This window comes from Myxococcus dinghuensis (genome assembly GCF_024198235.1).
GTDB lineage: Bacteria > Myxococcota > Myxococcia > Myxococcales > Myxococcaceae > Myxococcus > Myxococcus dinghuensis.
The window spans coordinates 241,852-257,077 of the sequence record NZ_JAKCFB010000009.1; the positions used below are offsets into that span (position 1 = coordinate 241,852).

Below are 15,226 nucleotides of genomic sequence, written 5' to 3' on the forward strand. Positions count from 1 at the left end.
CTCGGGGCTCAGTACTTGACCCAGATTTCCGTGCCCGGGTGGATCTCCGTCAGCACGCCCGTGTCCTTCTCCGTCTCGATGAGGCCCTTCGTCACGGGGTTGGCGCTGTAGGCCTTGTCGCCGGCCCAGACGATGAGCGCGTCGTTGAAGACGCTCAGGTCGTGGACGTGCTCGTTCACCGTGTACTTGTTCCAGCCCGGCGAGCGCGCCGGCAGCAGGAACACGGATGGCGCGGGCTCGGGCTCCGTCGTGGTGCCGGAGTCGGAGCCGTGGTCGTGGCCGGACGAGGTGCCCACCCACTCCACCGTCAGCTCCTTGCCCGTGGCGTCCAGGCACGTCTGGGTGGTGGGGAAGAACAGCGTGGTGAAGGGCTTGTCCGGCAGGCGGGCGCGCAGCGCCACGCGGTGGAAGTGCGTGTCGGCGGGCAGCACCTCGCTGGTGGCGGCGCGCGTCCAGACGATGGCCGTCACCGTGCCGTTGGCGTCCTTCTCCAGGGTGGCCTTGCCGAAGACGGAGTCCAGCGGGCGCACGCCGCCGAGGCCCTCCGGGAGGGTGACCTTCAGCCGGTACGTGTCCGAGCCGGAGCAGCCGTGGCCCACCGTGAGCTGGATTTCGGCGGTGGTGTTCGCATAGGCGGGGCCGGAGGCGGCGACGTGGGCCTGCGCGGACGTGGCGGCGAGCGCGCCCGCGAGCGCGAGCAGCGTGGGGATGGACAGCTTCATGGCGTGGACCTCCTGGAATTCCGTGTCCACCGCCACGTACCAGAGGCCTCACGCGCCATCGATGCGGCCAAATGCCGCAGCGTCACGTGGAGGGGTGTCTCCAGGGGCCCTTGACGTGTCCGGTTCCGCGCGCTCGCGTCACCACAGCCCGTGCTCGCGCAGGAGCGCGCCCAGGGGGCGGGTGCCCTGGCGGTGCGCCGCGAAGAGGGCCCGCGTCGTCTCCCGGGTGGGGTGGCTCCAGCGGATGCGCTCGCGCCCCGCGTGGTTCTCCAGCCGGCAGAGGACGAGCGCGGCGCGCAGCGCCTCCTCGGAGTCGAACGCCGGGTGCTCGAGCGGGAGCGGGTGGTGGCTGGCGAGGAACACCTGCCGCGCGCCCAGCTCGCCCAGGCACGCCTCCACCAGCCGGGGATGCAGGCCGTTGGCGGGCTCGTCGAGGAGGGCGAAGTCGCCGTTGACGTCCAGGTAGTACAGCAGGGACAGCAGCCGCTTGTGGCCGAAGCCCAGCGCCTCGTGCGTCAGCGTCCGCCCGTCGCGCCGGGTGAAGTGGAAGCCGAAGCCGCCGAAGCCCACTCGCCCGCCGTTCTCGAAGGACTGCTTCTCCAGCACCTCCACGCGGAAGCGCCCGGCCTCGAAGCCCGCGAGCCGCACGAAGCGCGCGAGGAAGCTCGTCTCCAGCGCGTCGTGGCGCAGCTCCAGCGCGCCCGACGGCGTCTCCTGCTCCACGCGCTCGCGCAGCCAGGCGGGCATCCAGGAGGGCAGGGCCATCAACCCCAGCGGGAAGACGTCGCCGTCGTGCGCCTCCATGGCGTAGCGGATGGCGCCGATGCGCTCGAACATGCCCAGCGACTCGTCGAAGCGCTGGGGCGCCAGCAGGAAGGTCCGGCGCAGCAGGTCCTTCAGGCGCTCCTTCACGCCCGCGTCGATGTACTGCGCCGTCATGAACAGCAGCGTCCACACCGAGCGGTCCAGGAGCGACCAGTGCATGGCGCGGGACCAGACGCGCTCGCCGTCCACCTTGCAGTCGAGCCCCTCGTCGTCCGCGCGCATCACCAGGTGCGTCGCGGGAGCGCTCCACCGCAGCTCCAGCTCGATGCGGGGCCGCAAGAGCGGGGCGGGGCCGGAGGGGCGCAGCGGGAGCAGCGCCGCGCCCTGCCGCTCGGCCGCCTCCGGCCCGGGCTCCGTGTCCGAATCGTTGCGTGCGTAGACGCGCAGCTTCATGCCCGGGAAGTCGAGCGTGTACTCCAGGGCGAACGGCTCCTGGATGAGGCCGGAGAAGTCCGACGCGAGGACGCGCGAGCACAGCTCCAACAGCGTGGTCCTCCCGGTGCCGTTCTCCCCCAGGACGAGGTTGAGGGACGGGCCCGGGGTCAGCTCGGTGCCGGGGACGATGTCGCGGTAGTGGTGGACGGTGAGGCGGGTGAGCTTCATGTCGCGGTCCTCGCTCGCCAGCCTGGCCTCCCGCGTCGCGGACGGGAATACCCGCGTCGCTGGAGTGTCCTGTTTGCCTCCCGCGTCATGCGGGCGTCATCGCGAAGCGTTTGGTGGGGCCCTGTCGCGTCTATACACTCCGCCCGCCTTTTCCCACCCCCTTCGATACTCGGTTGAAAGGAAGAAGTGAGGACGATGAAGAACACTGCCCTCGGATGTCTGTTGTCGGCGCTCGTGGCCCTGGTGGCCGCGCCCGCCTCGGCCCAGCTCGAGCTGCCCGCCGCGAGCCCCTCCGCCAAGGTCATGCAGGAGGTGGGCGTCACTGAAATCTCCATCGACTATTCCAGCCCCGGCGTGAAGGGCCGGAAGGTCTGGGGCGACCTGGTGCCCTGGGACAAGCCGTGGCGCTCCGGCGCGAACGGGGCCACCAAGATCACCTTCAGCCACGACGTGACGTTCGGCGGCAAGCCCGTGCCCGCCGGCACCTACTCCATCGTCACGCTCCCGTCCGCGAAGGGCTGGAAGGTGATGCTGAACAAGGAGCTGGGCCTGTGGGCCACGCCGGCGCCGTACACGCCGGCCAACGACGTGGCCACCGTCGCCGCGACGACCTCCGCCATCCCCTCGCGCGAGCGCCTGGCGTTCGTGTTCAGCAACACCACGGATGACGCCACCTCGCTGGACCTGGAGTGGGAGAAGCTGAAGGTGTCCGTGCCCATCAAGGTGGACACCGCCGCGCTGGCCAAGGCCAACATCGACAAGGCCGTCGAGGGCTCCTGGCGGGTGAACGCGAACGCGGCGCGCTACGTCGCGGACACGCTGAAGGACTACCCCACGGCGCTGAAGTACGCGGACGCGTCCGTGGCCATCCAGTCCACCTGGTTCAACCAGTGGATCCGCGCGGACATCCTCGCGCGCTCCGGCAACTACGCGGAGGCCCGCAAGGCCGCGCAGGCCGCGTGGGACCTGGGTGACAAGGACCCGGGCTTCTTCTTCCGCAACCAGGTCTCCAAGGCCCTGGCGGACTGGAAGACGAAGTAGTCGTCGTGGGACGTGCACCGGGTGGCCCGCTCGCGCGTGTCGCCGCCCGGTGTCGCCGCCCTGGCTCACAGCGGGGCCAGGAAGCGGCGGATGTGGCCGAGCACCTCGCGAATCTTGGGTATCTCGGACAGGGCCTCGGGGATGCTGATGCTCACCGGGCGCTCGCGGCCCACGTCGTCCGGCAGCACGGGGACGAGGGGCTCGGGGACGTCGGGGTCGGGCAGGTCGACGCTGGGAATCAGCGCGATGCCCGCGCCCGCGAGGCAGCAGGTGCGCACCAGGTGGATGTCCGTGGCCACGAGCGTGGGCTCCACGGTGAAGCGCGAGCCGCCCGTCCGGGGCCAGCTCCGCGGGTCCTCGCCCGGTGCCTCCCACGTCAGGAGCTCGTGGTCGCGCAGCGCCTCCACGGAGGTGGGGGTGCCCCGTTGGCGGAGGTACTCCGGGCTGGCGTAGAGCCGCTCCTTCACGCGCATCAGCACGTAGGTGAGCCAGGGGCCCTTGGGCAGGCTCTCACCGAACTGGAGGGCCATGTCCACGTCCTCGAGGGACTCGGCCAGCGGGTCGTCGCTGAAGCGGGCGTGCACGCGCAGCTGGGGGTAGCTGGCGCGCAGGAGGGTGAAGAGGGGCGCGAGCAGGTGGGGCGGCAGGCCCACCGGGAGGACCAGGCGCAGCACGCCGGAGGGCTCGCGGCCCACCTCGCGGATGGAGCTCAGGAGCGCGTTGGTCTCCTGCATCATGACGCGCCCGCGCCGCGCGAGCACCGAACCGGCCTCCGTGAGCACGATGCCGGTGCTGGTGCTCTTGAGGAGGGGGACGCCCGCGCGGGCCTCCAGGGCCTCCACCCGCCGGCGCAGCGTCGTGCGCGACACGCCCAGGGTGTCCGCCGCGGCGAGGAAAGACCCCGTCTCCACGACGTCGAGAAAGGCGCGCAGCTCTTCCAGGTCCATGCTCTGCCCTCGTCACCCCGCAGTGTAGCCGCATCCCGGATGTGGAGAGCGCGAGGGAATGGGCCAGGGCTTCGAGGGGCCAGCGCCATCGTGGTGCCAGCTCACGTCTCAGAGGAGACTTCCCAGCATCCCTCCGGAGCGACCCACCTGGCGTATCGTGTCGATGAAACGCATCCGCTCCACGGGGACCGAGACATCGACGACCTCCGCTCGGGATGCTTCGAGGATGGCACGTGTCCTGGCCGTCACGTCCGCGTGAGCGCTGGGGAGCACGTATGCGATGAGGTGCGGGACTCGAGCGTGGATGCGCTCCGCGAAGAGGCTCTGCCACGCGAGAAACGTCGTGCTGATTTCACGGAGTTCGGCGTGGAGGTTCTCGCGGAACACGACGGGTTCCATCAACAGGAGGTCGCGGTCGCCCGGCACCCAGTGCGTGATCTGCGGCGTGCTGAGCGGGTTCAGCCCGAGTTCACTGCCATCGAAGCCCTTTCTCACGTACTCCTGGACACGAAAGTTGCGGAAGAATCCGTCGCCTTGCTTGTCCCGGCTCCTGGTGCGAGGTGCACGTTCGAGTTGATCCTCGGCGTTCGGGGGACGCTGCGGCAGGACGGTGGATTGGACCCAGTGCGCAGGATTCGAAATGGACTCTGGAATCCGGACCTCGTGGTCGAGGCGGACATGGGGCCCGACCGTGGGTGGGAGCATGTCGAAACGGGTCGCTCGATCCAGCTCTTCAATCGCCATCTGCATCGCGACCCAAAGTGCCTTGCCACCCACGCAGTGCGGTCCTGGTACGTGAGGTGCGCGGGCGACCTGCACGCGTCGGTCCGCATCCCGGACGAGTGCTGCGATGGGCACCCTGGCTCCAGAGAATGGGTCGGGAAGGAACTGCACGAGTCGGTAGTGGGCGCTCATACGAATGCCTCGAGTCTCTTGAGGTAATCATGGGTGATGGCGGGTGCGTTCTGCAGCCGCCTCCAGAGTGCCTCCAAGAGCAGTGCCTCCTCCTTGACGCCGCCGACCAATCTACACACCTCGTCGACCATCTGGCGAACGAGTCCCTTGGACAGCAACGTGGCTGCTTCCGCCGCGGCGCTTGCTTCACTGCTCGCTTCCGCGAGAGGCAAGCCGCGGGCGATGTTTCTCGGAGTGGGTGGTTCGGTGCCTGCTGCGAACAGGTCGTGGGGGTAGCCCAACAGGCTGTCTCCCACGTCGATGCACCAGAGCCGCAAGTCGTCCGTGGTGTGGGGATCGACCTGGAGCAGGATGTTCTGCGAGTGACGGTCGGGATTGAAGATGATCGCATCCAACGCGAACATCCGGCCGACATCGTGGAGGTTGGACACGAGATGGATCCGGCTTGCGTCCCAATGCGTACAGCCTGGGACGAAGAGACTGAGCCAGGAGCGCCCTGTCCCTTCTCCGGTGATTGCTCCCTGTGGGACTGGAACGCTCAGCTCTCGGGCCAGCAGGAATCCAAGGGCCTCCGAGACGAGTGCTTCATAACCAGTGACGAGCTCCCGTTTGCGAACCCACCGCCGTTTGTCCGGACTGAGGGCGAACCTGGCCTCGCTGGAGTTGCGTACGTCGATGAGATCTCCATCGATGACATCGCTCAACGTGGGGATGCGCTCACCGAACAAGGTGGGTACACCGACCTCCTTCGCCCTCTCCATCGACCTCCCCCCATCGCCACATTGACCGGGGAGGAGATGGACTGCTGGCTCGTCCCGACGATCGTCGCGGAAGCCTACTTCAGGGGCCTACGTCGCGGATAGGGAACGAGAAGCTGGTAGATGAAGTTGGATTGAAGGACCGGTCGTGGCGCTGGGCCACGAATTCCTACCTAGGCGGCGCTACCGGGAGGCCAGTCGCCGGTAGAGGGCCTCGTAGCGGTCGATGGCCGGCGCCATGCGGAAGCGCTCCATCACGTCCGCCCGGGCCCGCTGGGAGAAGGCCCGCCAGCGCGCCGTGTCCCGCACGAGCGACAGGACGTGCCCCGCCATGGCGCGCACGTCGCCGAGCGGCGCCAGCAGCCCCGTCTCGCCGTGCCGGACGACCTCGGGGATTCCGCCGATGTCGCTGGCCACCACGGGCACGCCGCAACTGAGCGCCTCCAGCGCCGCGAGCCCGAAGCTCTCCTGCTCGCTGGGCAGGAGGAACACGTCCGAGGCGGACAGCAGCGCGACGAAGTCGTCCTGCCTGCCGGGGAAGGCCACCCGCGCGGACAGCCCCAGCTCGCGCAGCAGGCGCTCCGCGGGCGCGCGCTCCGGCCCGTCGCCCACCAGCACCAACCGGCACGGCAGTTGGCGGTGGACCTCCGCGAAGACGCCCACCACGTCCATGACGCGCTTGACGGGGCGGAAGTTGGAGACGTGGACGAGGACGGGCTCGTGCTCGCCCAGGTCCGGGAAGAGCGCCGCCAGGGCCGAACGCTCGCGCCCCGGCGCGTAGCGCTCCGTGTCCACGAAGTTGGGGATGACGTCGATGGGCACGCTGCGGGGCAGCGAGAAGCCGCTCCACGTCGCGTCGCGCAGGAACGCCGACGGCGTCGTCACCGCGTCGCTGCGCAGGATGGAGAAGCGCGTCATCGGCAGGTAGCTGGGGTGGATGCCCACCAGCGTCGTGTCCGTCCCGTGCAACGTGGTGACGACGCGCGGCCCCTTCTCCCCGAGCACCTCGCGCGCCATCCACGCCGCCGTGGCGTGGGGCACCGCGTAGTGGACGTGCAGGACGTCCAACCGCTCGGCGGTGGCGACCTCGATCATCTTCGACGCCAGCGCGATGGGGTACGTGCCCGTGCGCTGGAGCGCCGGGTAGTCGCTCTCCGTCACCTCGTGGAACGTCACGCCCCGCGGCATGCTGGCGCGCTGGAAGGGCAGCTCCCGCGCGATGAAGTGCACGCGGTGTCCCCGCTCCGCCATCGCCAGGCCGATGCCGGTGGCGACCATGCCGCTGCCTCCGAAGGTGGGGAAGCAGGTGATGGCGAGGTGGAGGGGAGCGCTCATCGTCGTTGAGGGAAGAACAGGGGCTTCTCGAAGCTATTCCGCCGGAAGTGCTCCACCGGGTCGACCAACCCCAGCGTCTCCCGCACGACGTACGGCTCGCCGTGGGCGACGCCCGCCTGGGCCCCGTAGAACCGGTCCCTCGCCTCCAGCGAGGAGAGGGACAGCGCGGAGCCCACCAGCGTGGGCGGGGCGTCCGGCCTCGGCTCCACCTGGCTCGCGTAGCAGCGCACCGCCGCCATCTTCCGCGCGTGGACGGAGGAGACGTCGACGACGAAGCTCGGCTCGGCCAGGTGGCGCAGCGGATAGTAGAGGACCTGCCGGGGCGTGAACGGGGCCCCCGCGGGCTCCGTCTCGAAGCGGCGCACGCCCGCGAAGAACAGGGCGCGTGTCACCAGGGCGCTGGCGGCCTCGTGGTCCGGGTGCCGCTCCTCCTCCCAGGGCACGACGACCAGCTCCGGCCGCAGGCGGCGCAGCACCTCCACCACGCGGGCCACGGCGGAGGCCCGCACGCGCTCGGCCTCCGGCGCCTCGAAGCCGGCCCATGGATTGAGCCAGCCGTCAGGCAGGCCCAGGTTCTCCCGCACGCCCAGCCCCAGCTCCCGCGAGGCGGCCTCGGTCTCCGCCGCGCGCGACTCCACCGTGCCGCGCGAGCTCTTCTCCCCGCGCGACAGGTCGATGATGCCGGTGCGGTGGCCCAGCTCCGCCATGCGCGCCAGGAGGCCGCCGCAGAACAGCTCCACGTCGTCCGGGTGGGGCCCGAAGGCCAGCACTTCCAGTCCGAAGGTCGCGCCGCTCGGGCTCATGGCGTCAGGTCCTGGAGCTCCCCGGAGAAGGGGACACACGCGTCGAGCACGCTCCGGGCGAGGTCCCGCGTCCCGAAGCGACAGGCATGGTAGGCCATCCCGAGGATGCGCTCCTGCGGCGCGCCGTCCGGGACGAGCAGGGCCCGCAGCCGGTCCAGCCGCTCCGTGGTGACCTGGTCCCGCAGCGCCAGCGCCCGGCCGTAGCGCGCGGCGAGCCGGGACACCGCGGCGCGCACGGTGCCGCGCGTGCGCTTGAGCGCGTCCAGGAGCAGGGGGTCCAGCTTCAGCATCGGCTCGCCGAGCGGATCGAGCACCGCCGCGAACGCGCCGAACAGCCGGGCCTCCACCGATGCCGCGGGCTCGTACGTCTGCGCCGCGTCACGCGTCGACAGGCGCGTGAGCAGCGCCTCGCGCTCCCCGCCCGCCTCGTCTGGCGTCAGGCCCAGCTTGTGGAGGAGCCGGCGCGCGCGGTCGTCCAGGATGCGGAAGCGCGCGCGCGGCACGACGAGCGGCATGGGCCGCTTCGCGTGGGCATACAGCGGCGCGAGCTGCGCGAAGTACGAAACCTCCCCGGGCCCACCGACATACGCCGCGGTGGGCAGCCAGGTGTCCTGGAGCAGCGGACGCAGCAGCGCGGAGGTGGTGAAGCGCAGCGGCTCCTTCTCCAGCCAGTCGGACAGCTCGCGCGTCGTCACGGTGGCCCCGCGCGGATGTCCCACGAGGCTCCACGTGTCCGGGCCCGCCGGGTCCAGCCGGTAGCGCGGCCCGTCGACGCCGTCCGGGGAGAAGAAGCCGAGCGGTGAGCCCGGGCGGATGTGGACCTGTTCGGAGAAGCCCGCCTGGGTCAGCGCCTCCACCTGTCGCGCGAGCGCGGAGGACACCGCCGCCGCGTCGCGGAGCGCGAGGCGGTGGATGGGCGCGGCCAGCGGGGCGAGCCGCGGGTCCCTCGGGTCGATGAACACGAGCCCCTCGTCCGCGAAGATGCTCGCGAGCACCTCCGTGAAGGCCTCCGCGAGGGTCGCCTCCGGGCGGTAGGCGCGCTCCAGCAGCGACAGGTGCTCGTCCGCCCGAGGCTCGCGCCCCAGCTCCGCGCGCAGGCACTCCAGCGCCGTGAGGACCCCGTCGCCCAGGCGCCGGTGCGCCACGGGGACCCGGGAGGTGGCCGCGTCGGCGTGGGTCAGGGACACGCGGCGCGGCGCGCCCGCGGCGCTCGCGACGAAGCAGTGGTCCACCTCCGGCAGGTCGTGGTCCTCGGTCTGGAGCCAGAAGACGGGCACGCAGGGCCGGCCCGTCTCCTCCTGGAGCGTCCGCGCGGCGACGATGGCGGACGCGGCCTTGTAGAGGGTGAAGAGCGGCCCGAGGAACAACCCCACCTGCTGCCCCGTCACCACGGCGACGGTGCCAGGGCGGCCGAGCAGCTCCAGGTTCCGTTCGCGCGCGGGGCTGGGCGCGAGGCGCGCGTGACGTTCCCGCAACACCGCGAGCAGGGCCGGGGACACGGTGCGCGTCGCCGCCTGGGCGACGGCCTCGGCGCGTGCGGTGCGGTGGCGGAATCGGTCGGGCAGGAAGGCGAGCGCGCGTGGGTCTGCCTTGAGCCACGCCGAGGGGAACGAGGGCGTCACGGGTCGGGGTGATAACAGGTCGATGCGGGTCGGGCACCCAGAACGCCGAGGTGGCGCACGCATTCCCGGTCGGATGTGCAGGCTGTCGATTCCGCTCCCGCCGAGAGCGGCCATGTGGCCGACCGCGTCATCGATGAGCTTGTCCCGCGCGCGTGCGCGGAGGTGCTGGTATAGGTCGCCGAGGATGCGGAACCTGCTCTCCTTTGGCATGACGCTCGTCATGAGTCTTGGCTTCGGGACCTCGGCCTTCGCGCAAGCCCCTCGACAACCCCATGCGGGCGAAATCGCCGCGGGGCTGCGGCGGCTCGGCGTGACGGGCAGCGTCCTCTATGTGGCGGCGCACCCCGACGACGAGAACACGCGCTTCCTCGCGTGGCTCGTCGGGGAGAAGGGCCTGCGCGCTGGCTACCTGTCGCTGACGCGCGGTGATGGCGGACAGAACCTCATCGGCACCGAGCAGGACGAGCTGCTCGGCCTCATCCGCACCCACGAGCTGCTGGCCGCGCGACGCGTGGACGGCGCCGAGCAGTGGTTCACCCGCGCGCGCGACTTCGGCTACACGAAGTCCGCCGACGAGGCGCTGCGCATCTGGGGACACGACGCGGTGCTCGCCGACGTGGTGCTCGCCATCCGCCGCTTCCAGCCGGACGTCATCGTCACGCGCTTCGACACGAAGCCGCCCAACCACGGTCACCACACCGCGTCCGCGCTGCTCGCCGCCGAGGCCTTCACCGCCGCGGCCGACCCCCAGCGCTTCCCCGAGCAGCTCGACCTGGTGCGGCCCTGGAAGGCGGACCGGCTGCTGCACAACGTCTCCACGTGGAACCTCAAGCCGGACGCGGACATGTCCGCGTATCTGAAGGTGGACGTCGGTGGCTTCGACCCGCTGCTGGGGCGCTCCTGGGGCGAGGTCTCCGCGGAGAGCCGCAGCCAGCACAAGAGCCAGGGCTTCGGCGTCCCCGCCGAGCGCGGACCGCTGCTGGAGTACTTCACGCCGCTCGCCGGGACTCGCCCGACGAAGGACGTCTTCGAGGGGCTGGACCTCACGTGGCGCCGCTGGAAGGGAGGGGACGCCGTGGCCGTCGCCGTGGAGGAGGCGGTGAAGGGCTTCGACGCGCGCGCGCCGCATCGCTCGGTACCCGCGCTGCTGCGTGTCCATGCCGCGTTGTCCGCCCTGCCGGACGAGCACCCGTGGAAGGCCCTCAAGCTGCGGGAGACGGAGACGCTGGTGGCCGCGTGCGCGGGCCTGTTCCTGGAGGCGCGGGCCGGCGAGCCCTCGGCGGTGCCCGGCGCGCCCGTGGAGCTGAACCTGTTCGCGCTCAACCGCTCCCCCGCCGCGGTGAAGCTCGTGGGCGTGACGCTCCCGGGCGGCGAGACGGTCTCCGCCGACACGGCGCTGGCGGAGCACGCGCCCTTCAAGCTGGGGCGCAAGGTGACGTTGCCGGACGACGCGGCCATCTCCACGCCGTACTGGCTGCACCAGCCCGCAAGCGGCGGGCTCTTCGTGCTGCAGGAGAAGGACCGCGCCCTCACCGGTCTTCCGGAGGGCCCGCCCGCGCTGTCGGTGGGCTTCACCTATGAGGTGGGGGGCAGGCGCTTCACGGTGACGCGGCCCGTGGTCTACGTGTGGACGGACCCGGTGCGTGGCGAGCTGTACCGCGCGTTCGAGGTGGTGCCCGCCGTCACCGCGACGCTCGAGCGCGACCGGGTGATGTTCCCCAATGGCGCTCCCCAGGCCGTGGACGTGGTGCTCGCGGCCGGGAAGGCGGACGCTCGCGGCAAGGCGCGGCTGGAGCTGCCGGAGGGCTGGCGCTCGGAGCCAGCGGAGGTGGCCTTCCAACTGCCCGCGCGCGGCGACGAGCGCACCGTCCGGTTCCAGGTGACGCCGCCCCGGGGGGCGACCCAGAAGGGGCGCCTGCGCGTGGTGGTGGAGAGCGGGGGGCGCGCGGAGTCCTGGCGCGTGCGCGCCGTGTCCCATCCGCACATCCCGCCGCTGGCGGTGCGGCAGGCGTCCGAGGCGACGCTGGTGCCGTTCGCGCTGACGACGAAGGTGAAGCGCATCGGCTACATCCCGGGGCCCGGGGACCGCGTGGCGGAGAGCCTGGCCGCGGTGGGCTACGAGGTGACGGTGCTCCCGGAGGAGCGGCTCGCGGGCGAGAAGCTGGAGCGCTTCGAGGCCATCCTCGTGGGCGTGCGCGCCTTCAACGCCAACCCGCGGCTGGCCGTCCACCGCGAGCGCCTGCTCGACTACGTGAAGCAGGGTGGACGGCTGGTGGTGCAGTACAACACCAACAGCCGCGTGGGGCCGCTGGCCGCGTTCGTCGGTCCGTACCCGCTGGAGATCGGCCGGGAGCGCGTGACGGACGAGACGGCGGTGATGACGCCCGTCAAGCCGGACGAGCCGCTGCTGCGCGCGCCCAACGCCCTGACGCCCGCCGACTTCGACGGCTGGGTGCAGGAGCGGGGCCTCTACTTCGCGTCGAAGTGGGATGACCACTACCGCCCCGTCTTCTCGATGAGCGACGCGGGCGAGGCGCCGCTCACCGGCGGCCTGCTCGTCGCGCGCCATGGCAAGGGCGCGTTCGTCTACACCGGCATCGCCTTCTTCCGTCAGCTCCCCGCCGGTGTCCCCGGCGCCTACCGCCTGTTGGCGAACCTCCTCGCGCAATGAGCACCGCCCCCACCCCCTCCTCGCAAGCGTCCGCTCCCGCGCCCGTCGCCCCCGTCCCGCCCCGGCAGGACCTGGACGACGCGCCGCCCCTCCTGGGCTCGTGGCGCAACATCTACCTCCTGGTGCTCGGCACCTTCGTCCTGTTCGTCGCGCTCTGCTGGGCGCTCACCGAGGCCTACGCGTGACACTGCTCGACTGGTTGGTGCTCGTCGGGACGACGGCGTTCATCGTGGTGTGGGGACTCTGGAAGTCGCGCGGCGCGAAGACGTCCGAGGACTACCTGCGCGGCGCGCGCGAGCTGAAGTGGCCCACCATCGGCCTGGCGGTGATGGCCACCCAGGCCAGCGCCATCACCTTCCTCTCCGTGCCGGGGCAGGCCTACGAAGACGGCATGCGCTTCGTGCAGTTCTATTTCGGACTGCCCATCGCGATGGTCATCATCAGCGCGGTCTTCGTCCCCATCTACTACCGGCTGAACGTCATCACGGCGTACCAGTACCTGGAGACGCGCTTCGACCTGAAGACGCGCCTGTTGGGCGCGTTCCTGTTCCTCGTCCAGCGCGGGCTCGCGGCGGGCATCACCATCTACGCCCCCGCCATCATCCTCTCCACCATCCTGGGCTGGCCGCTGGAGCCCACCGTGGTGGCCATGGGAGCGCTGGTCATCCTCTACACGGTGACGGGCGGCTCGACGGCGGTCAGCCAGACGCAGAAGCAGCAGATGGTGGTGATGATGGGCGGCATGGTGGTGGCCGCGCTCGTCATCATCTGGCGGCTGCCCGAGCACGTGTCCTTCGGCAAGGCCGTGGACGTCGCGGGCGCCTTCGGCCGGATGAACGTGGTGAGCTTCGACTTCAACGTTCAGGACCGTTACAACTTCTGGTCCGGAATCACCGGCGGTCTCTTCCTGTCGCTGTCGTACTTCGGCACGGACCAGTCGCAGGTGGGCCGCTACCTGACGGGGCGCTCCATCTCCGAGAGCCGGCTGGGCCTGCTGTTCAACGGCGTCCTCAAGATTCCGATGCAGTTCCTCATCCTCTTCGTCGGAATCCTCGTCTTCGTCTTCTACCAGTTCAGCACGCCGCCGCTGCTGTTCAACCAGACGCTGTCCGACCGCGTGCGCGCCACGGAGCAGGCGGCGGAGTATGCGGCGCTGGAGTCGAAGTGGGAGTCCGTCCAGACGCACAAGCGCGCGGAGGTGGAGCGCTACCTCGCCGCGCGTGACGCCGGGGACGCGGCCGGGGAGGCCGCCGCGAAGGTGGCGCTGGGCACGGCCGCGAAGGAGGCGAGCGCGGTCCGCAAGGACGCCAAGGCCGTGGTGTCGCGCGCGCTGCCGGGCGTGGAGACCAAGGACTCGGACTACATCTTCATCAGCTTCGTGAAGCGGTGGCTGCCCAGCGGCCTCTTCGGCCTGCTCATCGCGGTCATCCTCTCGGCGGCGATGAGCTCCATCGCCAGCGAGCTGAACGCGCTGGGGGCCACGACGACGGTGGACTTCTACCGGCGCGTGTTCAAGCCGGACGCGTCGGACCAGAACGTGCTCGTCGCGTCGAAGCTGTTCACGGTGTTCTGGGGCCTGGTGGCCGTGGGGTTCGCGACCTTCGCGTCGCTGCTCGACAACCTCATCCAGGCGGTGAACATCCTCGGCTCCATCTTCTATGGCACCGTGCTGGGCATCTTCCTGGTCGCCTTCTTCTTGAAGCACGTGAAGGGGCACGCCGTCTTCACCGCGGCCGTCATCTCCCAGCTCACCGTGATTGCCCTGTTCATGCTCACCGACATCGGCTTCCTCTGGTACAACGTGCTCGGCTGCGTCTTCGTCGTCGTGCTCGGGCTGGTGCTCCAGGCGGTGATGCCGCGCGAGGTGGCGCCGGCCGCGGCCCCCGGAGCCTGAGCGGCAGGGGCGGGCATCGCCTGGGCGGGAGGGTCCGCGCCGTCAGTCGTCCGCAGGGTCGGCAGGCTCGACCCGGGGATGGGGCACACGAGTCCGTGGATACTGGTCGGTGCTGGACCGTGCCCCCATCTTCGCTGTGTTGCAGACACCCCCACACAGCGAGGACGGCAATGGCGACTTCGAATGGGAAGATCCATGGCAGCTATCTGGCGACCAAGGACGGCACCAAGATCTACTTCAAGGACTGGGGGCCGAAGGACGGACAGCCGATCGTCTTCTCGCATGGCTGGCCGCTGACCGGCGACGCCTTCGAGGACCAGATGCTGTTCCTGTCCGAGCGGGGCTTTCGCACCATCGCCCATGACCGTCGCGGCAACGGCCGTTCGACCCAGGTCTGGGACGGCCACGACATGGACCACTTCGCGGATGACCTCGCGGAGCTGACGGAGGCGCTGGACCTGAAGAAGGCCATCCACGTCGGGCACTCGACCGGCGGTGGCGAGGTGGCGCGCTACATCGGTCGCCATGGCACGGCGCGCGTCGCGAAGGCGGTGCTCATCGGCGCGGTGCCTCCCATCATGCTCAAGACCGACTGGCACCCCAATGGTCTGCCCATGAAGGTCTTCGACGACATCCGCGCGGGAGTGCGCAACGACCGGGCGACCTTCTACAAGAACCTCTCCATGGCGTTCTATGGCTTCAACAAGCCGGGCGCGAAGGTGTCCGAGGGGCTGCGCGAGAGCTTCGTGCTCCAGGGGCTGATGGGCTCCATCAAGGCGGAGTACGACACCGTCAAGGCGTTCTCCGAGACGGACTTCCGCGCGGACCTGGCGAAGTTCGACGTGCCCACCCTGGTGATGCACGGCGACGCGGACCAGATCGTCCCGTTCGAGGCCGCGGGGAAGCTCACCGCCTCGCTCGTGAAGGGCGCCAAGCTGAAGGTCTACCCGGGGCAGCCGCACGGCATGTGCTCCACCATCAAGGATGCCATCAACGAGGACCTGCTCTCGTTCGTCCGGGGCGGCTGAGGTCCCCCGGTACAGGTGCGTCAGGGGGCCGCGCGGGCACTTCGGGTCCGCGCGGCCTTCTT

General features: G+C 70.5%; 13 protein-coding genes. 5 read left to right on the forward strand and 8 right to left on the reverse strand.

What is annotated here, in order from left to right:
* Positions 1–8: 8 nt before the first annotated feature.
* Complete coding sequence (locus LZ198_RS15610) at positions 9–722, reverse strand: DUF1775 domain-containing protein (protein ID WP_253972754.1); 714 nt, start codon at positions 720–722, stop codon at positions 9–11.
* Between the two features lie 138 nt (positions 723–860).
* A complete protein-coding gene (locus LZ198_RS15615; RefSeq protein WP_253972755.1) occupies positions 861–2,150 on the reverse strand; it encodes an AAA family ATPase in 1,290 nt (429 codons plus the stop codon).
* Positions 2,151–2,345: 195 nt separating this feature from the next.
* On the opposite strand from LZ198_RS15615, the gene LZ198_RS15620 reads away from it, so the two are divergent.
* On the forward strand, positions 2,346–3,191 hold the full coding sequence (locus tag LZ198_RS15620) for a DUF2911 domain-containing protein (protein WP_253972756.1): 846 nt from the start codon (positions 2,346–2,348) through the stop codon (positions 3,189–3,191).
* A gap of 65 nt (positions 3,192–3,256) precedes the next feature.
* On the opposite strand, the gene LZ198_RS15625 is transcribed toward LZ198_RS15620, so the two are convergent.
* The 6 genes from LZ198_RS15625 to bshC form a co-directional block, all read right to left on the reverse strand.
* Entirely contained in the window at positions 3,257–4,138 is an 882-nt protein-coding gene (locus LZ198_RS15625) for a LysR family transcriptional regulator (protein WP_253972757.1), read from the reverse strand.
* Between the two features lie 108 nt (positions 4,139–4,246).
* Positions 4,247–5,053 (reverse strand): hypothetical protein, encoded by an 807-nt coding sequence (locus tag LZ198_RS15630; RefSeq protein ID WP_253972758.1) that lies wholly within the window; start codon positions 5,051–5,053, stop codon positions 4,247–4,249.
* Positions 5,050–5,814: a hypothetical protein gene (locus LZ198_RS15635; RefSeq protein ID WP_253972759.1), complete on the reverse strand. Its 765-nt coding sequence runs from the start codon at positions 5,812–5,814 to the stop codon at positions 5,050–5,052. The genes LZ198_RS15630 and LZ198_RS15635 overlap by 4 nt, the downstream gene beginning before the upstream one ends.
* Positions 5,815–5,994: 180 nt before the next feature.
* Positions 5,995–7,146, reverse strand: a complete 1,152-nt coding sequence (bshA, locus tag LZ198_RS15640) for an N-acetyl-alpha-D-glucosaminyl L-malate synthase BshA (RefSeq protein ID WP_253972760.1) — start codon at positions 7,144–7,146, stop codon at positions 5,995–5,997.
* Positions 7,143–7,949 carry a bacillithiol biosynthesis deacetylase BshB1 gene (gene bshB1 / locus LZ198_RS15645; protein WP_253972761.1) on the reverse strand — a complete coding sequence of 269 codons (807 nt, stop codon included), beginning with the start codon at positions 7,947–7,949 and terminating at the stop codon, positions 7,143–7,145. The genes bshA and bshB1 overlap by 4 nt, the downstream gene beginning before the upstream one ends.
* Positions 7,946–9,634 (reverse strand): bacillithiol biosynthesis cysteine-adding enzyme BshC, encoded by a 1,689-nt coding sequence (bshC, locus tag LZ198_RS15650; RefSeq protein WP_253972790.1) that lies wholly within the window; start codon positions 9,632–9,634, stop codon positions 7,946–7,948. The genes bshB1 and bshC overlap by 4 nt, the downstream gene beginning before the upstream one ends.
* Before the next feature lie 121 nt (positions 9,635–9,755).
* Between bshC and LZ198_RS15655 the strand changes: the two genes are divergently transcribed.
* The 4 genes from LZ198_RS15655 to LZ198_RS15670 all read left to right on the forward strand — a co-directional run bounded on the left by LZ198_RS15655 (position 9,756) and on the right by LZ198_RS15670 (position 15,164).
* Complete coding sequence (locus LZ198_RS15655; RefSeq protein ID WP_323382645.1) at positions 9,756–12,242, forward strand: PIG-L family deacetylase; 2,487 nt, start codon at positions 9,756–9,758, stop codon at positions 12,240–12,242.
* Entirely contained in the window at positions 12,239–12,427 is a 189-nt protein-coding gene (locus LZ198_RS15660; protein ID WP_253972763.1) for a hypothetical protein, read from the forward strand. Before LZ198_RS15655 ends, LZ198_RS15660 begins: the two co-directional genes overlap by 4 nt.
* Positions 12,424–14,136: a sodium:solute symporter gene (locus LZ198_RS15665; protein WP_253972764.1), complete on the forward strand. Its 1,713-nt coding sequence runs from the start codon at positions 12,424–12,426 to the stop codon at positions 14,134–14,136. The genes LZ198_RS15660 and LZ198_RS15665 overlap by 4 nt, the downstream gene beginning before the upstream one ends.
* Positions 14,137–14,306: 170 nt before the next feature.
* The gene (locus LZ198_RS15670; protein ID WP_253972765.1) at positions 14,307–15,164 is read left to right on the forward strand and encodes an alpha/beta fold hydrolase; all 858 of its coding nucleotides are present in this window, start codon (positions 14,307–14,309) and stop codon (positions 15,162–15,164) included.
* Positions 15,165–15,226 lie beyond the last annotated feature (62 nt).